At 65.9% G+C, this 20,259-nt stretch carries 19 protein-coding genes; 9 read left to right on the forward strand and 10 right to left on the reverse strand.

Annotated features, from left to right (window positions below; genetic code table 11):
* Position 1 precedes the first annotated feature (1 nt).
* The 5 genes from prmA to MBR110_RS14485 all read left to right on the forward strand — a co-directional run bounded on the left by prmA (position 2) and on the right by MBR110_RS14485 (position 4,773).
* Positions 2-904 (forward strand): 50S ribosomal protein L11 methyltransferase, encoded by a 903-nt coding sequence (prmA, locus tag MBR110_RS14465; RefSeq protein ID WP_011883217.1) that lies wholly within the window; start codon positions 2-4, stop codon positions 902-904.
* Between the two features lie 45 nt (positions 905-949).
* Positions 950-2,716: a DUF3426 domain-containing protein gene (locus MBR110_RS14470; RefSeq protein WP_181709105.1), complete on the forward strand. Its 1,767-nt coding sequence runs from the start codon at positions 950-952 to the stop codon at positions 2,714-2,716.
* A 71-nt stretch (positions 2,717-2,787) separates the two neighbouring features.
* Positions 2,788-3,291, forward strand: coding sequence for a thiol peroxidase (gene tpx, locus MBR110_RS14475; protein ID WP_011883215.1), 504 nt, complete (start codon positions 2,788-2,790; stop codon positions 3,289-3,291).
* Positions 3,292-3,341: 50 nt separating this feature from the next.
* Positions 3,342-4,280: a carbohydrate kinase family protein gene (locus MBR110_RS14480; protein WP_181709106.1), complete on the forward strand. Its 939-nt coding sequence runs from the start codon at positions 3,342-3,344 to the stop codon at positions 4,278-4,280.
* Between the two features lie 19 nt (positions 4,281-4,299).
* A complete protein-coding gene (locus MBR110_RS14485; protein ID WP_011883213.1) occupies positions 4,300-4,773 on the forward strand; it encodes a glycine zipper 2TM domain-containing protein in 474 nt (157 codons plus the stop codon).
* A gap of 217 nt (positions 4,774-4,990) precedes the next feature.
* Here the strand turns inward: MBR110_RS14485 and MBR110_RS14490 are convergent, their stop codons facing one another.
* The 7 genes from MBR110_RS14490 to MBR110_RS14520 all read right to left on the reverse strand — a co-directional run bounded on the left by MBR110_RS14490 (position 4,991) and on the right by MBR110_RS14520 (position 12,962).
* Positions 4,991-5,692: a histone H1-like DNA-binding protein gene (locus MBR110_RS14490; RefSeq protein WP_011883212.1), complete on the reverse strand. Its 702-nt coding sequence runs from the start codon at positions 5,690-5,692 to the stop codon at positions 4,991-4,993.
* 28 nt (positions 5,693-5,720) lie between these two features.
* On the reverse strand, positions 5,721-6,047 hold the full coding sequence (locus MBR110_RS14495) for a hypothetical protein (RefSeq protein ID WP_011883211.1): 327 nt from the start codon (positions 6,045-6,047) through the stop codon (positions 5,721-5,723).
* An 82-nt stretch (positions 6,048-6,129) separates the two neighbouring features.
* Complete coding sequence (locus MBR110_RS14500; RefSeq protein ID WP_011883210.1) at positions 6,130-7,341, reverse strand: ribonucleotide-diphosphate reductase subunit beta; 1,212 nt, start codon at positions 7,339-7,341, stop codon at positions 6,130-6,132.
* A 362-nt stretch (positions 7,342-7,703) separates the two neighbouring features.
* A complete protein-coding gene (locus MBR110_RS14505; RefSeq protein ID WP_011883209.1) occupies positions 7,704-10,694 on the reverse strand; it encodes a ribonucleoside-diphosphate reductase subunit alpha in 2,991 nt (996 codons plus the stop codon).
* 463 nt (positions 10,695-11,157) lie between these two features.
* On the reverse strand, positions 11,158-11,748 hold the full coding sequence (ampD, locus tag MBR110_RS14510) for a 1,6-anhydro-N-acetylmuramyl-L-alanine amidase AmpD (RefSeq protein WP_034194192.1): 591 nt from the start codon (positions 11,746-11,748) through the stop codon (positions 11,158-11,160).
* A gap of 10 nt (positions 11,749-11,758) precedes the next feature.
* Positions 11,759-12,055, reverse strand: coding sequence for a PP0621 family protein (locus tag MBR110_RS14515; protein ID WP_011883207.1), 297 nt, complete (start codon positions 12,053-12,055; stop codon positions 11,759-11,761).
* A 13-nt stretch (positions 12,056-12,068) separates the two neighbouring features.
* Entirely contained in the window at positions 12,069-12,962 is an 894-nt protein-coding gene (locus MBR110_RS14520; protein WP_176044267.1) for a cytochrome C assembly family protein, read from the reverse strand.
* Positions 12,963-13,052: 90 nt separating this feature from the next.
* Between MBR110_RS14520 and ffh the strand changes: the two genes are divergently transcribed.
* Positions 13,053-14,420, forward strand: coding sequence for a signal recognition particle protein (gene ffh / locus MBR110_RS14525; RefSeq protein ID WP_011883205.1), 1,368 nt, complete (start codon positions 13,053-13,055; stop codon positions 14,418-14,420).
* 97 nt (positions 14,421-14,517) lie between these two features.
* A complete protein-coding gene (locus MBR110_RS14530; RefSeq protein ID WP_011883204.1) occupies positions 14,518-15,069 on the forward strand; it encodes a hypoxanthine-guanine phosphoribosyltransferase in 552 nt (183 codons plus the stop codon).
* A 77-nt stretch (positions 15,070-15,146) separates the two neighbouring features.
* On the opposite strand, the gene MBR110_RS14535 is transcribed toward MBR110_RS14530, so the two are convergent.
* Positions 15,147-15,749, reverse strand: a complete 603-nt coding sequence (locus MBR110_RS14535; protein WP_011883203.1) for a MarC family protein — start codon at positions 15,747-15,749, stop codon at positions 15,147-15,149.
* Positions 15,750-15,770: 21 nt separating this feature from the next.
* A complete protein-coding gene (locus tag MBR110_RS14540) occupies positions 15,771-17,507 on the reverse strand; it encodes a proline--tRNA ligase (protein ID WP_011883202.1) in 1,737 nt (578 codons plus the stop codon).
* Between the two features lie 216 nt (positions 17,508-17,723).
* On the opposite strand from MBR110_RS14540, the gene MBR110_RS14545 reads away from it, so the two are divergent.
* Together MBR110_RS14545 and MBR110_RS14550 are read left to right on the forward strand one after the other, a co-directional pair.
* On the forward strand, positions 17,724-18,371 hold the full coding sequence (locus MBR110_RS14545; RefSeq protein ID WP_011883201.1) for an RNA pyrophosphohydrolase: 648 nt from the start codon (positions 17,724-17,726) through the stop codon (positions 18,369-18,371).
* 13 nt (positions 18,372-18,384) lie between these two features.
* On the forward strand, positions 18,385-18,993 hold the full coding sequence (locus MBR110_RS14550; protein ID WP_011883200.1) for a CNP1-like family protein: 609 nt from the start codon (positions 18,385-18,387) through the stop codon (positions 18,991-18,993).
* 102 nt (positions 18,994-19,095) lie between these two features.
* Here the strand turns inward: MBR110_RS14550 and proB are convergent, their stop codons facing one another.
* A complete protein-coding gene (gene proB / locus MBR110_RS14555) occupies positions 19,096-20,214 on the reverse strand; it encodes a glutamate 5-kinase (RefSeq protein WP_011883199.1) in 1,119 nt (372 codons plus the stop codon).
* Positions 20,215-20,259 lie beyond the last annotated feature (45 nt).

The following is a 20,259-nucleotide window of genomic DNA, read 5'->3' on the forward strand; positions in this document are numbered from 1 at the left end:
CATGAGCTATCGCGAACTCGTCGTCGAACTGGCCCGCGAGCATGCGGAGGCGCTGTCCGACGCACTGCTCGACCTCGGCGCGCTGTCGGTGTCCGTCGAGGACGCCGACGCCGACACGCCCGACGAGCAGCCGCTCTTCGGCGAGCCCGGCCTGGTTCCGGAGCGCACCGCGTGGCAGCACTCGCGCGTGGTCGCGCTGCTGTCGCCCGATCTCGAACCGGCCGTGCTGCTCGCGGCGGCCGCGAACGAGATCGGCATTGCCGATACGCCGAAGTTCGACGTGCGTGAAGTCGAGGAGCAGGACTGGGTGCGGCTCACGCAGTCGCAGTTCGAGCCGATCCCGATCGGCGAACGGATCTGGGTCGTGCCGTCGTGGCACGATGCGCCCGATCCCGATGCGCTGATCCTCGAGCTCGATCCGGGCCTCGCGTTCGGCACCGGCAGCCACCCGACTACGCGCCTGTGCATGGAATGGCTCGAGCAGACGGTGAAGCCCGGCCAGTCGGTGCTCGACTACGGTTGCGGCTCGGGCATCCTCGCGATCCTCGCACGCAAGTGCGGCGCGGACCCGGTGATCGGCATCGACATCGATCCGCAGGCGGTCGAATCGGCGCGGCAGAACAGCGAACGCAACCATGCGGACGTCACGTACGGGCTACCCGACGCGTGCCCGGACGGGGAATTCGACATCGTCGTCGCGAACATTCTGTCGAATCCGTTGAAGCTGATGGCGTCGATGCTGGCGTCGAAGGTGAAGCCGGGCGGCCGCATCGCGCTGTCGGGCGTGCTCGCGCGCCAGGCGGACGAAGTCGCGGCGGTGTACGCGCGCTACGTCGACATCTCGGTATGGCGCGAGCACGAAGGTTGGGTTTGCCTCGCCGGAACGCGGCGGGAAAGCCATTAGAATAGCGCTGTCCTTCACTCTGGCCAGCAGGCCGCCCGGCTCGACATGCTTCTTGCGACGCGCTGCCCTCATTGCGAAACCGTCTTCCGGCTGCAGCAGGACCAGCTGACGCTGCATGACGGGCTGGTGCGCTGCGGACACTGCCGGCAGGTGTTCGACGCGACGCGCTCGCTCGTTCCCGAGCCGACGGTGAGGGAAGCGGCGGGTGGAACGGCTTCGGTTGGAACGAGTCCGGTTGAAGCGGCTCCGGGTGAAGCAACACCGATCGAAGCAACGCCGGTTGAGGCAGCGCCGGCCGAATCAGCGCAGGTTGAAGCAACACCGGTCGAATCAGCTCCGATTGAAGCAGCGCCGGCCGAAGCAGCACCGGTCGAAGCGGCGCCGATTGAAGCAGCGCCAGTCGAATCAGCGCAGGTTGAAGCGGCACCGATTGAAGCGGTGCCCGTCGAATCAGCTCCGGTTGGAGCAACGCCGGTCGATACGGCCCCGCTCGAAGCACCGCAGTCCGCATCAACGCCAGCCGCGTCGGCACCGGTCGACTCAGCACCGCCCGAACCAACGCCCACCGCACCAGCGCTGGACGAAGCAACACCGGCCGACGCCGTCAGCGACACGCCCTCCCCGACCTCACCGGCGCGGCTCTTCACCGCCGACCTGCCGGCGCACGCGGCGACGGATGGCAACTTCAGGCCTGCGGGCTGGGACATGTGGGCGCCGTGGCTCGACGCCGGCGTCGATCCGTCGCTGCTGCACAACGCGCACACCATTCGCGCCGAACCGCTCGTGCCGGTGACGCGGCAAGAAACCACGGACGCCGGCACCGTTCGCCAGACCGGCACGCCCGCGCCGATTTCGACGGATGCTGCCGAACGCCGCGTCGTCGAAGCGGCCGCATGGCCGGCCGAACCGGCTGCGGCACCGCACGACACCGACGCGTCTACCCTGCCAGCCGCAGAAACCGACCCACGCGAACCGCGCTTCATCGCACCTGCGCAATTGATCGAGCAAGCGGGCGCCGATCCCGTCGACCCGACCGCGCCCGCAAACGCAAACGCGGACGCGCACACGCACACGCACTTTCCGGAACCCGACGACGTTCCCCGCGAACCGCGGTTCGCCTTTACGCCGGCGCCGCCCGACGCAGCGCCCGACGCCAGCCACGCTGCCGAGCGTGGCGTCGCGGCCGCGGGCGAACCTGCAAACGCGCCCGACGACGCCCAATCGGCGGCAAAGCCACCCGCCCAACCGGCCGTCCCGTTCCCCGCCGCACTCACCGAAGACGACCGCCCCCACTTCGAGGTGACGCGCGAGACCCGCGCGCCGCAACGACGCGGCATGCTCGCCGGTTTTTTCGGCGGCGTCGTCGCGGCCACGCTCGGCGTGCTGCTGTTCGCGCAGCTGGCGTGGTGGCAGCGCGAATCCGTGATGATCTACTGGCCGGTCACGCAGAGCTGGTACCGTCAGGCGTGCGCGCCGCTCGGCTGCAAGGTCACGCCGCCGCGCGCGATCGACGGGCTGCGGCTCAACGCGACCGACCTGCGCCAGCTCGACGGGCCGCGCGTGCTCGAGCTGAAGGCGCCGCTGACGAACCGCTATCGCGTCGCGCTCGCATACCCGTCGCTCGAGCTGACGCTGCTCGACGACACCAATCACGTCACCGTGCGCCGCGTGCTCGCGCCGCGCGACTACGTCCGCCCGGGCACGCCGATCGACGCAGGGCTGCCGCCCGGCACGACGCAGACGATGGTCGTGCGGCTCGACACGAACGGCGCAAGCGCATCGAATTTCCGCGTCCAGATTTTCTATCCGTGACGCATCGCGCGCGCGCATGCGCGCCGTCTCAACCCGCGCGCCGCACCGGCGCGCTATTTCGGAGCACGAACATGAGCAAAGTTACGCTGGGTGGCAACCCGATCGATATCGCCGGCACGTTCCCGGCCGTCGGCTCGCAAGCCCCCGACTTCAAGCTGGTCGGCAAGGACCTCGCCGATCTGACGCTCGCCAGCTTCGCCGGCAAGCGCAAGGTGCTGAACATCGTGCCGAGCCTCGACACGCCGACCTGCGCGACGTCGACGCGCAAGTTCAACGAAGCCGCGTCGTCGCTCGACAACACGGTCGTGATCGTCGTGTCCGGCGACCTGCCGTTCGCGGCCACGCGCTTCTGCACGACCGAAGGCCTCGCGAACGTCGTGACGGCGTCCACCTTCCGCGGCGGCCGCGCGTTCGCGAACGCGTACGGCGTCGACGTCACGAGCGGCCCGCTGAACGGCCTGACGGCCCGCGCGGTCGTCGTGCTCGACGCGCAGGACAAGGTGATCCACGCGCAACTCGTCGACGAAATCAAGGACGAGCCGAACTACGACGCAGCACTCGCCGCACTGAAGTAATCCGCAGCCGCCCGGCCGCTTTCCCTTTGTCCTCTACAGGAACCCACGCCTTGACTACGCTGATTTGCGGCTCGCTCGCCTACGACAACATCATGACCTTCGAAGGTCGGTTCCGCGAGCACATCCTGCCCGACCAGGTTCACCTGCTGAACGTGAGCTTCCTCGTGCCGACGATGCGTCGCGAATTCGGCGGTTGCGCGGGGAACATCGCGTACGCGCTGCACCTGCTCGGCGGCGACGCACGCATCATGGCGACGGTCGGCGCCAACGACGCGGACCGCTATCTCGAGCGTCTCGACAGCCTCGGCCTGTCCAAAGCCAACGTGCGGGTCGTGCCCGACGCGCACACCGCGCAGGCCATGATCACGACCGATCTCGAGAACAATCAGATCACCGCATTCCACCCCGGCGCGATGATGGAATCGCATCTGAACCGTGCGGACGACGTGCCCGGCGTGAAGCTCGGCATCGTCGCGCCCGACGGCTTCGACGGGATGGTCCAGCACGCCGAACAATTCGCCAAGGCCGACATCCCGTTCATCTTCGATCCGGGTCAGGGCCTGCCGCTGTTCGACGGTGCGACGCTGCGCCGCATCATTGAACTCGCGACCTTCGTCGCGGTCAACGACTACGAGGGCAAGCTCGTCAGTGACAAGACGGGGTGGTCCGAGAGGGAAATCGCCAGCCGGGTTCAAGCATTGATCGTCACGCGGGGCGAACACGGCGCTACCATTCTTCACAAGAACGGCGAAGAACAGATTCCGGTCGTGCAGGCAGAGCGGATCGTCGATCCGACCGGTTGCGGCGACGCCTTCCGTGGCGGCCTGCTGTACGGCATCGAGAACGGTCTGGACTGGGCAACCACCGGCCGCCTCGCGAGCCTGATGGGCTCGATCAAGATCGCCCATCAGGGCCCCCAGACTTACGCACTGACGCGCGCCGATGTCGACGCGCGCTTCGAGGCCGCCTTCGGTTACAGTCTCAAATAAATACTGTTGGAGAGCAAAGATGTTGACGAAGAAAACCCTCACGCTCGCGGCGATGCTGACGGCCACCCTGACTCTCGCGGGCTGCTTCACCGCGCCCGGTTCGGCCGACGTCTATAGCGTCGGCCAGGCGCAGCGCGAACAGACGGTTCGCATGGGCACGGTCGAAAGCGTGCGTGCGGTGCGCATCCAGTCGGACGGCGGCGGCAGCGCGATCGGCACGCTCGGCGGCGGCGCACTCGGCGCGGTCGCGGGCAGCGCGATCGGCGGCGGCAAGGGCTCGATCCTGACGGCGATCGCAGGCGGCCTGGTCGGCGCGGTGGCGGGCAACGCGGTCGGAGAAAACCTCAGTACCGCGAACGGCGTCGAAATCACCGTTCGCCTCGACAACGGCGACCTGCGCTCGATCACGCAAGCAGCCAGCGGCGAAGTCTTCCGCGCAGGCGAGCGCGTACGACTGCTGTCGAGCGGCGGCGTCACGCGCGTCACGCACTAACGAGCATCCTCAGCACGCGGCGCAAGCCGCGGTCGAACGCATGTGCGAAGTCGCACATGCGTTTTTTTTCGTCCACGCTCCGCGCATCACGTCCATGCCCGGCCGCGTACGGGCGAAAAAAATCCCGCCATCCAGGCCAGATGGCGGGACCGATTGAGTAGCGCTACTCAACCCGCGGACACCACATGAGTGTCCGGGTGATGCTGGTCAGCCGCGATTACGGACGGCTGCCCGTCGGGAACGGCCATGCCGCTGCCGGGTTGAGCGCCGTCTTCACGCCCGATGCCGGCGCAACCGATGCGGTCGACGCGGTGGTTGCCGGTGCGGCCTTCTTCACGACGGCCTTCTTCGGAGCAGCGGCCTTCTTCGCCGGAGCAGCAGCCTTCGGTGCTGCGGCAGCCTTCGGCGCAGCGGCCTTAGGTGCAGCAGCCTTCGGTGCGGCAGCCTTCTTCGCAGGCGCAGCCTTCTTGGCCGGCGCTGCCTTCTTCGCAGCAGCCTTCTTCGCCGGTGCGGCCTTCTTCGCTGCAGCCTTCTTGGCCGGTGCTGCCTTCTTTGCAGCAGCCTTCTTCGCCGGTGCCGCCTTCTTCGCAGCAACCTTCTTCACTGCGACCTTCTTGGCTGCAACCTTCTTCGCAGCGGCCTTCTTCGCCGGTGCTGCCTTCTTCGCAGCAACCTTCTTCACTGCGACCTTCTTGGCTGCAACCTTCTTCGCAGCGGCCTTCTTCGCCGGTGCTGCCTTCTTCGCAGCAGCCTTCTTCGCCGGCGCTGCCTTCTTCGCTGCAACCTTCTTCACCGCGACCTTCTTCGCAGCGACCTTCTTCACTGCAGCGGCCTTCTTTGCCGGCGCAGCTGCCTTCTTCGCAACGGTCTTCTTAGCAGCAGCCTTCTTGGCAGCCGGTTTCTTCTTGGCAGTAGCCATGTTGTTCTCCTTCAGGTTCAGATGAGAGTCAGTTCAAACTACACCCTTCGTCAAAACCCGCTTCCCGCGGACGCTGTTCAGGACGTGCGCTTCGAAGCGGGCTATTCATCGGCGTACGCGGATACTGCGCGCTTACGCTAATGAATACGGTATGGCGCGCGTGACCCCATGGCCTCGCGCGCCAAATCAAGTCGGTAGCCGGCGCACCCCGCGCCGCTACCCCTAATCGCTTGATCAAGCTGACGGCCACACGGCCGTCCGCTTTTTCCGGAGGGAAGTTTGCCCATCCCACTGAAGGGTTCGCAAAGTGCCGATGATGTCGTTGGGCCGTTAAGGCACCGGGCATGCTTTGCATCAGGCGTTCTTGCTCCTAAACCTTGGGCCGGGGCCGAGAGGCCGCCGGCTACTCCATCATGTGACGGGTTCGCTGCTGCGGGTTATTCCCAGGACAGCGCGCCGCCCGTCTGATACTCGATCACTCGCGTCTCGAAGAAGTTGCGTTCCTTCTTCAGGTCGATCATTTCGCTCATCCACGGGAACGGGTTTTCTTCGTTCGGGTACAGCGGATCGAGGCCGATCTGCTGGCAACGGCGGTTGCTGATGAAGCGCAGATAGCTCTTGAACATCGACGCGTTCAGACCCAGCACGCCGCGCGGCATCGTGTCCTCGGCGTAGCGGTATTCGAGTTCGACTGCATGCTTGAACAGCTCGCGGATCTCCGCGCGGAATTCGGCGGTCCACAGATGCGGGTTCTCGAGCTTGATCTGGTTGATCAGGTCGATGCCGAAGTTGCAGTGCATCGACTCGTCGCGCAGGATGTACTGATATTGCTCCGCAGCACCCGTCATCTTGTTCTGGCGGCCGAGCGCGAGGATCTGCGTGAAGCCGACATAGAAGAACAGGCCTTCCATGATGCACGCGAACACGATCAGCGACTTCAGCAGCTTCTGATCCGCTTCGAGCGTGCCGGTCTTGAAGGCCGGGTCGGTCAGCGTATGGATGAACGGAATCAGGAACTCGTCCTTCGCGCGGATCGACGCGACCTCGTGGTACGCGTTGAAGATCTCGCCTTCATCGAGGCCGAGCGATTCGACGATGTATTGATACGCGTGCGTGTGGATCGCCTCTTCGAACGCCTGGCGCAGCAGGAACTGCCGGCACTCGGGCGCCGTGATGTGGCGGTACGTGCCGAGCACGATGTTGTTCGCAGCGAGCGAATCGGCGGTCACGAAGAAGCCGAGGTTGCGCTTGACGATGCGGCGCTCGTCCTCGGTCAGACCGTTCGGATCCTTCCACAGTGCGATGTCGCGGGACATGTTGATTTCCTGCGGCATCCAGTGGTTCGCGCAACCGGCCAGATACTTTTCCCACGCCCACTTGTACTTGAACGGCACCAGCTGATTGACGTCAGTCTGGCCGTTGATGATGCGCTTGTCCGCAACGTTGACCCGCGCTTCCGAACCGCCGGCGGGAACAGCCGGTGCTTGCGGCGGCACCGCAAGATCGCCTTCGAAAATGTCACGGACCTGATGGGCGGCAGGCGTTGCAGCCTGCAGTCCGACGGCCATCCCTGCGGAGGTGCGCATCGCGTTTTGCTGCGCTCCGCTCGCGGGGGTTACGGCAGTCTTCTCGTCATCCCAGTTGAGCATAAATTGTCACCATCAATTTAGAACGGTTTGTACCATCTTTTCCTGAGCGATAAAAGGGTTCGCTCACGAAAAATCCTTTTTTCGATTCGCGTTGCGACCTCGATACAACACTTTGAGCAACGCATCGTCGTTCATGCAGAGTGCGACGCGTATCGCGCATGTATCGCGAGGTGCGCTCGACGCATCGAACGCTGATCGAAACGCGACGTCGTCGGGGATGTTTCGATCGCTTGTCGCTGCCTGCAACGCATGTGCCGCGTTGCAGATTCCTTATCATTTTTTTAGTAGAGAGCGACGCACACTTCAACCTCGATCGGCTGTCGTGCGCGTCGCCCGAACTGCTTCAACTCATGCGCGCCGCGTTACTGGCAAGCTTCGCATTCGTCGAAGCCGGGGTCGCCCGGACGCATCGTGCACACCGGGCCGTCTGCTTCGACCGGCGCGAGCGCTGCTGCGTTGAGCCCACCCGACGACACGTCGCCGCCCGCCGCACCGAAGCCGCCCGCTGCGCCTTGCGCGCCGCCGCTGCTCGAGCCGCCGCTCGTCGGCACCGCGTTGAGCGCGCCGTGCGCGACCGTCGACTTCTCGACGTGCGTGGCTGCCATCGTGCGCAGGTAGTAGGTCGTCTTCAGACCACGCAGCCATGCGAGCTTGTAGACCTCGTCGAGCTTCTTGCCCGACGCGCCGCCCATGTAGATGTTCAGCGACTGCGCCTGGTCGATCCACTTCTGGCGACGCGATGCCGCTTCGACGAGCCACGTCGGATCCACTTCGAAGGCGGTCGCGTAGATCGCGCGCAGGTCGGCCGGGATGCGGTCGATGCGCGACAGCATGCCGTCGAAGTACTTCAGGTCGGCGACCATCACTTCGTCCCACAGGCCGCGCTCCTTCAGGTCGCGCACGAGGTACTCGTTCACCACCGTGAATTCGCCCGACAGGTTCGACTTCACGTAGAGGTTCTGGAAGGTCGGCTCGATGCAAGCCGACACGCCGATGATGTTCGAGATCGTCGCCGTCGGCGCGATCGCGACGCAGTTCGAGTTGCGCATGCCGTGCGCCGCGATACGCGAACGCAGCGTCGACCAGTCGAGCGACTCCGACGTGTCGACTTCGACGTAGCCGCCGCGCGCTTCGGCGAGCAGCTTCAGCGTGTCCTGCGGGAGGATGCCGCGATCCCACAGCGAGCCGCGGTAGCTCGAGTAGCGGCCGCGCTCCTCGGCCAGCTCGGTCGACGCGTAGTACGCGTAGTAGCAGACCGCTTCCATCGAACGATCGGCGAACTCGACGGCCGCTTCCGACGCGTACGGCGTGCGCAGCAGATGCAGGCAGTCCTGGAAGCCCATGATGCCCATGCCGACCGGACGGTGCTTCAGGTTCGAGTTACGCGCCTTCGGCACCGCGTAGTAGTTGATGTCGATCACGTTGTCGAGCATGCGCATCGCGACGCTGATCGTGCGCTTGAGCTTGTCGTGGTCGAGCGCGTAGCTGCCGTCGGCCTGCTTCACCAGGTGGGCGACGAGGTTCACCGAGCCGAGGTTGCACACCGCGATTTCGGTGTCGCTCGTGTTCAGCGTGATTTCCGTGCACAGGTTCGACGAGTGGACGACGCCGACGTGCTGCTGCGGCGAGCGCACGTTGCAGGGATCCTTGAACGTGATCCACGGGTGGCCCGTCTCGAACAGCATGCCGAGCATCTTGCGCCACAGCTGCTGCGCCGGAATCTTCTTGAACAGCTTGATCTCGCCGCGCGCGACCTTGTCTTCGTAAGCCGTGTAAGCCTTCTCGAAATCGGCGCCGAACTTGTCGTGCAGGTCCGGGCAGGTCGACGGCGAGAACAGCGTCCAGTCACTGCCTTCCATCACGCGCTTCATGAACAGGTCGGGAATCCAGTTCGCCGTGTTCATGTCGTGGGTGCGGCGACGGTCGTCACCGGTGTTCTTGCGCAGCTCGAGGAATTCCTCGATGTCGAGGTGCCACGATTCGAGGTACGCGCACACCGCGCCCTTGCGCTTGCCGCCCTGGTTGACCGCGACGGCCGTGTCGTTGACGACCTTCAGGAACGGCACCACGCCTTGCGACTTGCCGTTCGTGCCCTTGATATGCGAGCCGAGCGCACGCACGCGGGTCCAGTCGTTGCCGAGGCCGCCGGCGAACTTCGACAGCAGCGCGTTTTCCTTCAGCGCTTCGTAGATGCCGTCGAGGTCGTCCGCGACCGTCGTCAGGTAGCACGACGACAGCTGCGAACGGTGCGTGCCCGAGTTGAACAGCGTCGGCGTCGAGCTCATGAAGTCGAAGCTCGACAGCACGTTGTAAAACTCGATCGCGCGCGTTTCGCGGTCGATCTCGTTCAGCGACAGGCCCATCGCGACGCGCATGAAGAATGCCTGCGGCATTTCGATGCGGGTGCCGTCGACGTGCAGGAAGTAGCGGTCGTACAGCGTCTGCAGGCCGAGGTAGCCGAACTGCAGGTCGCGATTCGCGTCCAGCGCTTCGCCGAGACGCTTCAGGTCGAACTGCAGCAGCTTGTCGTCGAGCAAGCCGGCGTCGACGCCGCGCTTCAGGAACTGCGGGAAGTACTCCGCGTAGCGCGCCGACATGTCGGCCTGGACGACTTCCTCGCCGAGGATCTCGCGACGGATCGTGTGCAGCAGGATGCGGGCCGTGACCTGGCTGTACGCCGGATCCTTCTCGATCATCGTGCGCGCAGCGAGGATCGCCGAGTCGTAGACCTGGCTCATCGGCACGCCGTCGTACAGGTTCTTCACCGTCTCGGCGACGATCGGATCAGCGTTTACCGCAGTGCCGAGGCCGTCGCAGGCCGACACGATCAGCGCGCGCAGCGCGTTCATGTCGAGCGGACGCGTGACGCCGTTGTCGACGACGTTGATGCCGGTGTTCGACTCGGCGCCCGCTGCCGCCGCTTCCTCGCCCGCGTGCTGGCGCTCGAGGTGACGCTTCTCGCGATACAGCACGTACGCACGCGCGACGTTGTGCTCGCCGCCGCGCATCAGCGCGAGCTCGACCTGATCCTGGATGTCTTCGATATGGAACGTGCCGCCGTTCGGACGGCTGCGCACCAGCGCACGCACGACGTTGTGCGTGAGCTGCTCGACGAGTTCGCGCACGCGCGCCGATGCCGCGCCCTGCCCGCCATTGACGGCCAGGAAAGCCTTGGTCACCGCGATCGCGATCTTCGAAGGCTCGAACGACACCACGCTGCCATTGCGGCGGATCACCTTGTAGTCGGCGAACGTGGCCTGCGGCGCGAGCGCCTGCGCGCCCTGTTCGGTCCCGCCGAGCGGACGGCTCGAGGCGCTCTCGTACTGGGACGTCGCGTTGTCGGTGGTTTGCATGTGCAAAGCTCCTGGTGTGGGATGGTGCGGAGAGAACCGCGGATTAGAACGAACGCTGCGCAATGCGGTGCGCGAGCGGTAAGAGGCGAGCGATGCGTCGGGAAAGCCGGTTCGGCCGATGCGCGACAACCGAGCCGGTCGTGTGCTTCGTCATGTGTACTCCGCCCCGTCGAAGTTCGCTGCGCTTGATCGCGACGCCCGGACCGCCCGGCCTGGCACGCCGCCCTGAGAACCCTGCCCGCCGGCTTGGCCAGCCGGCCGGTGCCGCTCGGGTTTTCCCTGCGGCACACACTATATCTAGTACAGAACTACTCAACAGGCACCAAGTATAGTGGACATTCGAACGACGTCCAAACGGATAATTTGCGCCTGAGGTCTTGACATCACACCCGCGCCGCGCAGGCGCAGACGTGACAAGGCATTGGTCCGGAAAAAAAATTTCGCCGGTTCAAAAACCCTGCGCTCAGTGCTGACGGAAAGGAAAGTATTCGGCGGGAAAGCCGGCATCGCCTGCGAAGCGTTGCCAATCGAAATGCGGGCCGGGGTCGGTTTTGCGGCCGGGCGCGATGTCGGCATGCCCGGCCACCGCAGCGATTGGATAACGCGCGGCCAGCGTGCGCGCGAGCGCGCCGAGCGTCGCATACTGCGCGGCGTCGAACGGCACGTCGTCCGCGCCTTCGAGCTCGATGCCGATCGAAAAGTCGTTGCAGCGCGGGCGGCCGAAGAACTCGGACGCGCCCGCGTGCCACGCGCGCTCGTCGCACGACACGAACTGGACGAGCTCGCCGTCGCGGCGGATCAGGAAGTGCGCCGACACGCGCACGCCGCGCAGGTGACTCTGGTAATAGGGGTGCGCATCGCAATCGAGCCGGTTCAGGAACAGCGCCTCGATTGCGTCGCCGCCGAATTCGCCGGGCGGCAGGCTGATGTTGTGAACGACGAGCAGCGTCGGCACCGCACCCGCCGGCCGCGCCTCGAAGTTCGGCGAGCGCGCATGGCGCGCTTCGCGCACCCAGCCGTCCGCGTCGACCGACAACCGTACTGCGTCGCTCATCGTGCGCCGCTCATCGTGCATCGGTGTCGCTCGCGCGGGCGCGATGGCGCTGCGCATGCTCGGCGCTGCAGAAGTATTCGCCGCCCCCCGCGACCGCATCGCCCTTCGGCGCATGCACGCCGCACTCGGCGCAGCGCACCATCGGCTCGGGCAGCGAGCGCGTGTCGGCGCCCGGGCCTGCCTGGCCGCCGCCGTAGCCGGCGCCGCGGCCGGTGCGCGCGTGCGCGTGATCCTGGGCCTGGCGCAGCTTGCGCGCGAGCCACGAGCCCGCGAAGAAAAGAAGGATCAGGAGGAGAATCTGTCGCATCGGTAACCTGCGTTCAAACCACGGAACGGTGCAGCAGCACCTCGAAAACGAACCGGCTGCCGACATACGCGAGCAGCAGCGCGCCAAACGACACGAGCACCCAGCGCGCGGCGCCGCGCCCGCGCCATCCGGACGTCTTGTGCGCGACCAGCAGGCCGCCGAACATCAGCCACGACAGCACCGCGAACACGGTCTTGTGGTCGAGCCGCATCGCCCGCGCGTCGATCTGCTCGCTGAACAGAATGCCCGACGCGAGCGTCAGCGTGAGCAGCACGAAGCCGGCGCCGATCAGGCGGAACAGCAGCTTCTCGAGCGTGAGCAGCGGCGGCAGCGTTTCGAGCCAGCTCGCGATCCAGCCGGTCGAGCCGTCGCGCCCGCCGTTGCGCAGCGATTGCAGGCGCCGCTCGACCATCAGCATCAGGATCGCGTGCAGCGCGGCGATCGCGAACAGCCCGTACGCGATGTTGGCGATCAGGAAGTGCAGCTTGAACAGCGGCGCTGCGGCATAAGGCAGCACCCGCACGCCGCCGAACACGAGCGGCAGCAGCGACGCGCCGCAGGCGAGCGGCAGCACCAGCAGGCGCAGGCTGTCGAGCGGGAAGAAGAAGCTCTCGATCCAGTAGATGCCGGCGCCGAGCCAGAACATCGCGGACAGCGCGAACGCGAAGCCGAAGACCATCGCGTCGTGCGGGAAGATCGTCATGTGCAGCAGCACGCCGTGCGCGACGAGCGCGGCAAGCAGCAGCGCGCGGCCGGCGGCGCTCATCCCCGAGGCGGCGGACGCCGGAACCGGCACGGCCGGCACGCTCGCGACGAGCGGCGCGGCGACCTGACGGTGCGTGCGCCAGCCTGCGACGGCCAGGCCGCCGTACAGGAACGCGGTGAGGGCATACAGTACAATATCCATGTTCGAAGTTTACACTAGGCCCCCTCCTCGCGACGGTCCGTTCATCCGGTTTCCGTCGCGCCTTCGGGCCCCCACTGTCCAACGCTCCCCATGCTCGACAATCTCACTCAACGGATGGCGCGCGTCGTCAAGACGCTGCGCGGCGAAGCCCGGCTTACCGAGGCGAACACCCAGGAGATGCTCCGCGAGGTGCGTCTCGCGCTGCTGGAGGCCGACGTCGCGCTGCCCGTCGTCCGCGAATTCATCGCCAAGGTCAAGGAAAAGGCGCTCGGCGAGGAAGTGATCAGCAGCCTGTCGCCGGGGCAGGCGCTCGTCGGCGTGGTCCAGAAGGAACTCACCGCCGTGATCGGCGGCGACTACGAAGGCAAGGCCGCCGAGCTGAACCTCGCCGTCACGCCGCCCGCCGTGATCCTGATGGCCGGCCTGCAAGGCGCCGGCAAGACCACGACCGTCGGCAAGCTCGCGAAGCTGCTGCGCGAGAAGTACAAGAAGAAGGTGCTGACCGTCTCGTGCGACGTCTATCGCCCGGCCGCGATCATGCAGTTGAAAACGGTGAGCGAACAGGTCGGCGCCGATTTCTTCCCGTCGACGCCGGACCAGAAGCCCGTCGACATCGCGCTTGCCGCCGTCGACTGGGCGAAGCGCCACTACCATGACGTGCTGATCGTCGACACGGCCGGCCGTCTCGGTATCGACGAAGCGATGATGCAGGAGATCGCCGCGCTGCACGGCGTGCTGAAGCCGGCCGAAACGCTGTTCGTCGTCGACGCGATGCTCGGCCAGGACGCCGTCAACACCGCGAAGGCGTTCAACGACACGCTGCCGCTCACGGGCGTCGTGCTCACCAAGCTCGACGGCGATTCGCGCGGCGGCGCCGCGCTGTCGGTGCGTCACGTGACCGGCAAGCCGATCAAGTTCGTCGGCGTCGCCGAAAAGCTCGACGGTCTCGAAGTGTTCCACCCGGACCGGATGGCGAACCGGATCCTCGGCATGGGCGACATCCTCGCGCTGGTCGAGGAGGCGCAGCGCGGCGTCGACGTGCAGGCCGCGCAGAAGCTCGCCGACAAGGTGAAGAAAGGCGGCGACTTCGACCTGAACGATTTCCGCGCGCAGATCTCGCAGATGAAGAACATGGGCGGCCTGTCGTCGCTGATGGACAAGCTGCCCGCGCAGTTCCAGCAGGCGGCGGCCGGTGCCGACATGGGCCAGGCCGAGAAGTCGATCCGCCGGATGGAAGGCATCATCAACTCGATGACGCCCGCCGAGCGCGCGAAACCCGAGATCATCAAGGCGACGCGCAAGCGCCGCATTGCGGCCGGTGCCGGCGTGCCGGTGCAGGAAGTCAACCGGATGCTGAACCAGTACGATCAGATGCGCACGATGATGAAGAAGCTGAAGGGCGGCAACATGCACAAGATGATGCGCGGCCTGAAGGGCATGATGCCCGGCATGCGCTGATCGCGCCCGTGGGCCGGCGCGCGGGTTTTTGCCGTAGCGCGCGCCGCCCGTTCTGCTTCATCCTTATTTGTATACCGACTCCGTCCCGCCAGAAGCCATGAACCGCGAAGAAGCCCTCCACATTTTCGACCACTCCGAAGAGATCGTCTCCGCTGACGCCGTCAACGCGTCGATCTCCAGCATGGCCGACGCGATCCGCGCCGAGATCGGCGATGCGTTCCCGCTCGTCCTGTCGGTGATGGGCGGCGCCGCCGTGTTTACCGGGATGCTGCTGCCGCACCTCGATTTCCCGCTGGAGTTCGACTACATCCACCTGACCCGCTACCGCAACACGACGCAGGGCAGCCCGGAGATGCACTGGCGCGTCGCGCCGCGCGAATCGGTGAAGGACCGCATCGTGCTCGTGCTCGACGACATCCTCGACGAAGGCGAGACGATGGCCGCGATCCGCGATCGCATCCTCGAGATGGGCGCGAAGCGCTTCATGTCGGCCGTGCTGTGCGAGAAGACGCTCGCGAAGGCCAAGCCGCTGCACCCGGACTTCTGCGGCTTCGCCGTGCCCGACCGCTACGTGTTCGGCTGCGGGATGGACGCAAAGGGCTATTGGCGCAACCTGCCGACGATCCGCGCGCTGACCGCGAACGTCTGATCGCCCCGTCGTAAAGAAAAAGCGGCGCACCGGGAACCCGGTGCGCCGCTTTTTTTCGTCGGCACGCGCCGCCGGCGTTACAGCTGATGCACGAAGGCGCGCACGCCGGCCAGCAGCATCTCGACCGAAATCGCGACGAGCACGAGCCCCATCAGCCGCTCGAACGCCGCGACGGTCCGCTCGCCGAGCCACTGCTGGATGCGCTCGGCGAGCACCAGCGTGACCGCACAGACGAGCATCGTGACCGTCAGCGCGCCGACCCATTCGAACATCTTGCCGGGCGCCTGCGACGTGAGCAGCATCACAGTCGCGAGCGCGGACGGCCCGGCGAGCGCCGGAATCGCGAGCGGCACGATGAACGGCTCGCCGCCCGCGCGCGGATCGCTGCCGAGCGCGCCGTCCGGATGCGGGAAGATCATCCGCAGCGCGATCAGGAACAGCACGATCCCGCCGCCCAGCCGCAGCGACAGGTCGGTGAGGCTCATCATCCGCAGGAAGCGGTCGCCGACCACCATGAAGAACAGCAGGATCACGAACGCGATTCCCACTTCGCGCAGGATCAGCTTCACGCGCCGCTCGCGCGGCACGTCGCGCATCGCCGTGATGAACAGCGGGATGTTGCCGAGCGGATCCGTGATCAGCACGAGCAGCACGGTGGCCGACAGGAAGGTGTATTCCACCGCGCGCTCCCGCCGTCGCGCTTAGTGCGCGAGCGCGGCGCGGATCTTCTCCGTCACCGTCGCAGCAGCCGCATCGGCCGGCAGCAGCGTGGCTTCGGCGTCGCGGCGGCCCTGGTACTCGACCTTGCCGTCCTTCAGCCCGCGTTCGCCGATCACCAGGCGATGCGGCACGCCGATCAGTTCCCAGTCGGCGAACATCACGCCCGGGCGCTCGCCGCGATCGTCGAGGATCACGTCGACGCCAGCCGCCGTCAGTTCCGCGTACAGCTTGTCGGCGGCCTCGCGCACCATCTCGCTGCGGTCATAGCCCATCGGGCACAGCACGAGCTCGAACGGGGCGATCGACTCGGGCCAGATGATGCCCTTGTCGTCGAAGTTCTGCTCGATCGCCGCGCCCAGGATGCGCGTGACGCCGACGCCGTAGCAGCCCATCAGCATCGGCTGCGGCTTGCCCGACTCGTCGAGGAACGTCGCGCCCATCGCTTCCGAGTACTTGGTGCCGAGCTGGAACACGTGGCCGACCTCGATGCCGCGGCAGATGTCGATCACGCCCTTGCCGTCCGGCGACGGATCGCCCTTCTTCACGTTGCGCACGTCGGCGACGTCCGGCTCCGGCAGATCGCGGCCCCAGTTCACGCCCGCGATGTGATAGTCGACCTCGTTCGCGCCGACCACGAAGTCGCTCATGTTCGCGACCGTGCGATCGGCAATCACCTTCACCGGCTTCTTCGTGCCGACCGGGCCGAGATAGCCCGGCGGCGTACCGAACCACTCGACGATTTCCTGCTCGGTCGCGAAGCGGTGGTTCTTCAGGCCCGGCAGCTTCGACACCTTGATCTCGTTCAGATCGTGGTCGCCGCGCAGCATCACGAGCCAGATGGTCGGCTCGGCGCCTTCGTTGTCGGTCGCGAGCACGATCGACTTGATCGTGCGCTCGAGCGGGATCGCCAGCAGCTCGGCCACCGCTTCGCACTTCGCCTTGCCGGGCGTCGCGACCTTCTCCATCGCCTGGGCCGGCGCCGCACGTTCGGCGATCAGCGGCAGCGCTTCAGCGGCTTCGATGTTCGCCGCGAATTCGGAGGTCGGGCAGTATGCGATCGCGTCCTCGCCGGTATCGGCGATCACGTGGAACTCGTGCGAGAAGTTGCCGCCGATCGAGCCGCTGTCGGCCGCGACCGCACGGAACTCGAGGCCGAGGCGCGTGAAGATGCGCACGTACGCGTCGTACATCTTGCGGTACGACTCGTTAAGGCCGGCCGCGTCCTTGTCGAACGAATACGCGTCCTTCATGAGGAATTCGCGGCCGCGCATCACGCCGAAGCGCGGGCGGATCTCGTCGCGGAACTTCGTCTGGATCTGATAGAAGTTCACCGGCATCTGCCGGTAGCTCTTGATCTGGTTGCGCGCGATGTCGGTGATCACTTCCTCGTGCGTCGGCCCGATCACGAAGTCGTTGTCCTTGCGATCCTTGAAGCGCAGCAGCTCGGGGCCGTACTGCTCCCAGCGCCCCGATTCCTGCCACAGCTCCGCCGGCTGCACGGCCGGCATCAGCAGCTCGAGGGCGCCGGCCCGGTTCATTTCCTCACGCACGATCGCCTCGACCTTGCGAATCGAACGCAGGCCGATCGGCAGGTAGTTATAGATGCCACCGGCGACACGACGAATCATGCCGGCGCGCACCATCAGCTTGTGGCTGACGATCTCTGCGTCGGCCGGTGCCTCTTTGAGGGTGCCGATAAAGAAACGGGAAGCTTTCATGCGGACGGTTCCAAATACGGCGCCCAGGCGGGGCGCCCGAAAAAGTTTCAAGGTGAAAAAGCTGCGCGCGGCGAACGACGGTGGCGCAGACGACTTAGCAGACAAATCAGGGACACTTCGGCCGGCAAACCCCGCGCGGATTCGCTCCGTCACGGTGCGCAGCGCCCGTTATCTGTTTATAATCAAAGCAATTTTAAAGGATTCGAAGGTGGTTGTATGCTGGATCGTGAAGGCTTTCGCCCGAACGTCGGCATCATCCTCTTGAACGCGCGCAACGAGGTGTTTTGGGGCAAGCGGCTCCGCGAGCATTCCTGGCAGTTTCCTCAAGGTGGGATCAAGTACGGCGAGACCCCCATGCAGGCGATGTACCGGGAACTGCACGAGGAGACGGGCCTGCATCCGGAACACGTCAAGATAATCGGCCGCACCCGCGACTGGTTGCGTTACGAGGTGCCTGACAAGTTCATCAAACGCGAAGTACGCGGCCATTACCGCGGCCAGAAGCAGATCTGGTTCCTGCTGCGGATGGTCGGACGCGATTGCGATATTTGCTTGCGCGCGACCGATCACCCGGAGTTCGATGCATGGCGCTGGAACGAGTACTGGGTGCCGCTCGATGCGGTGATCGAGTTCAAGCGGGATGTCTATCAGTTGGCGCTGACGGAGTTGTCGCGCTTCCTGCGCCGCCCGGCGCAGCGAGCCGAGAAGCCGCGCGGGCCGCGCCCGTTGCGCTATCCGCGCATCGGCGGCGCGCCGGCCCAGCAGACGCTGACGATTGTCGACACATCGGTGGTCTGTTCCGAGATCGAAGTGGAGGCGCGCACGCTCGACGAGATGCCGCCCCGCGTGATCATCGGCAAATGACGAGTTGGACTGCATGACCGGGCGCGACCTTGGTGTCGCGCCCTTTTTTTACGAGGAATGCATATTGAAAGCGATTGCTCTCGCGCTCGCGTCGATCGTCGCGGCGGCCGCGCTGGCCGGCTGCGCCCACTCGAACGCGCCGACCAACAAGGACGACAGCGCGTTCGTGTATCTGCTGGACCGTCAGGGCGAATGGAAGGAAAACGCGGTCGACACGCTGCCGCCGCTTCCGCAAGCCGCCGATCTGCTGCCGTTCAACGTGTCGCAGAACACGCCGCTGAAGTTCTTCGTCGATGCCAAGTCGCTCGCGGTCGGCACCGACGGCGTCGTGCGCTATGCGGTGGTCATCACGAGTCCGGCCGGCGCGCGTAACGTGAACTACGAAGGCATCCGTTGCGACACCTACGAATGGCGTCAGTATGCGGGGCTGAATTCGGATCACGACGGCTGGGACCGCACGGTCGAGAACGACTGGCGCCGCATCGAGAACGGCGAGCTGAACTCGTACCACTCGGCGCTGTACCAGGATTATTTCTGCGCGAACAAGATGCCGCAGGGCACGACCCGCCAGATCCTCGAGAACATCAAGTTCCACCGCACCGCGATGAGCCAGTTGCGCTGAGCGCAGGACACGGGCCGCTCAGGCGGCTTGCGGCGTCGTACAGAAGCCCGCGTCCGCGCGGGCTTTTTCATGCACGGCTGCGGCCGGTCGTGCGCCGGACGATCAGACCAGCACGAGGTTGTCGCGGTGAATCAGCTCGGGTTCGAGCATGTAGCCGAGCACCGTCTCGATCTCGCCGCTCGGCTTGCGGTGAATCAGCTTCGTTTCCGCGCTGCTGTAGTTCGTGAGGCCGCGCGCCACTTCACGCCCGTCCGGGCCGACGCACGCGATCACCTCGCCGCGTGCAAACGCGCCCTGCACGTCGATCACGCCGATCGGCAGCAGGCTCTTGCCGCCGTCCCTCAGCTTCTCGACTGCGCCCGCATCGATCACGACGTGCCCGCGCACCTGCAGATGATCGGCCATCCATTGCTTGCGCGCGGCCATCCGCGCGGTCCGTGCGATCAGCTGCGTGCCGATCGCCTCACCCGCGGCCAGCCGCACCAGCACGTCGGCCTCGCGGCCGCTCGCGATCACGGTGTTCGCGCCACTGTGCGCGGCGCGCTTCGCTGCGAGGATCTTCGTCAGCATCCCGCCGCGGCCGAGGCTCGACCCCGCGCCGCCCGCCATCGACTCGAGCTCCGGCGCGCCTGCGCTCGCTTCCGCGACGAGCGTTGCGTTCGGATCCTTGCGCGGATCGGCGGTGAACAACCCCGTCTGGTCGGTCAGGATGATCAGTGCATCGCCTTCGATCAGGTTCGCGACGAGCGCGCCGAGCGTGTCGTTGTCGCCGAACTTGATTTCGTCGGTGACCACCGTGTCGTTCTCGTTGATGATCGGCACGACGCCGAGGCGCAGCAGCGTGAGCAACGTCGAGCGCGCGTTCAGATAGCGCTCGCGATCGGCCAGGTCGGCATGCGTGAGCAGGATCTGCGCGGTGCGAATGTGATGCTCGGTGAAGCGGCTTTCGTAGACTTGCGCGAGCCCCATCTGCCCGACCGCCGCGGCGGCCTGCAATTCGTCGATTTCGCGCGGACGCTTGTTCCAGCCGAGACGCTGCATCCCCTCGGCGATCGCGCCCGAGCTGACCAGCACCACTTCCTTGCCCTGCGCGCGCAGCGCAGCGATCTGCGCCGCCCAGCGGCCGATTGCCGCATGATCGAGGCCCTTGCCGTCGTTGGTCACGAGGCTTGAACCCACCTTCACCACCAATCGCTTCGAATCCGCGATGATCGAACGCATCGTGCGCTGTCTCCTGTCTGATGCATGCCCCGGCCGGGCGCGATG

The organism is Burkholderia sp. MBR-1 (assembly GCF_013822785.1).
In the GTDB taxonomy this organism is placed as follows: domain Bacteria; phylum Pseudomonadota; class Gammaproteobacteria; order Burkholderiales; family Burkholderiaceae; genus Burkholderia; species Burkholderia vietnamiensis.

Coding starts and splice junctions, on each gene's coding strand:
- prmA (WP_011883217.1), top strand. CDS start 2: ATGAGCTATCGCGAACTCGTCGTCGAACTGGCCCGCGAGCATGCGGAG.
- MBR110_RS14470 (WP_181709105.1), top strand. CDS start 950: ATGCTTCTTGCGACGCGCTGCCCTCATTGCGAAACCGTCTTCCGGCTG.
- tpx (WP_011883215.1), top strand. CDS start 2,788: ATGAGCAAAGTTACGCTGGGTGGCAACCCGATCGATATCGCCGGCACG.
- MBR110_RS14485 (WP_011883213.1), top strand. CDS start 4,300: ATGTTGACGAAGAAAACCCTCACGCTCGCGGCGATGCTGACGGCCACC.
- MBR110_RS14490 (WP_011883212.1), bottom strand. CDS start 5,692: ATGGCTACTGCCAAGAAGAAACCGGCTGCCAAGAAGGCTGCTGCTAAG.
- MBR110_RS14495 (WP_011883211.1), bottom strand. CDS start 6,047: ATGCAAAGCATGCCCGGTGCCTTAACGGCCCAACGACATCATCGGCAC.
- MBR110_RS14500 (WP_011883210.1), bottom strand. CDS start 7,341: ATGCTCAACTGGGATGACGAGAAGACTGCCGTAACCCCCGCGAGCGGA.
- MBR110_RS14505 (WP_011883209.1), bottom strand. CDS start 10,694: ATGCAAACCACCGACAACGCGACGTCCCAGTACGAGAGCGCCTCGAGC.
- ampD (WP_034194192.1), bottom strand. CDS start 11,748: ATGAGCGACGCAGTACGGTTGTCGGTCGACGCGGACGGCTGGGTGCGC.
- MBR110_RS14515 (WP_011883207.1), bottom strand. CDS start 12,055: ATGCGACAGATTCTCCTCCTGATCCTTCTTTTCTTCGCGGGCTCGTGG.
- MBR110_RS14520 (WP_176044267.1), bottom strand. CDS start 12,962: ATGGATATTGTACTGTATGCCCTCACCGCGTTCCTGTACGGCGGCCTG.
- ffh (WP_011883205.1), top strand. CDS start 13,053: ATGCTCGACAATCTCACTCAACGGATGGCGCGCGTCGTCAAGACGCTG.
- MBR110_RS14530 (WP_011883204.1), top strand. CDS start 14,518: ATGAACCGCGAAGAAGCCCTCCACATTTTCGACCACTCCGAAGAGATC.
- MBR110_RS14540 (WP_011883202.1), bottom strand. CDS start 17,507: ATGAAAGCTTCCCGTTTCTTTATCGGCACCCTCAAAGAGGCACCGGCC.
- MBR110_RS14545 (WP_011883201.1), top strand. CDS start 17,724: ATGCTGGATCGTGAAGGCTTTCGCCCGAACGTCGGCATCATCCTCTTG.
- MBR110_RS14550 (WP_011883200.1), top strand. CDS start 18,385: ATGACCGGGCGCGACCTTGGTGTCGCGCCCTTTTTTTACGAGGAATGC.
- proB (WP_011883199.1), bottom strand. CDS start 20,214: ATGCGTTCGATCATCGCGGATTCGAAGCGATTGGTGGTGAAGGTGGGT.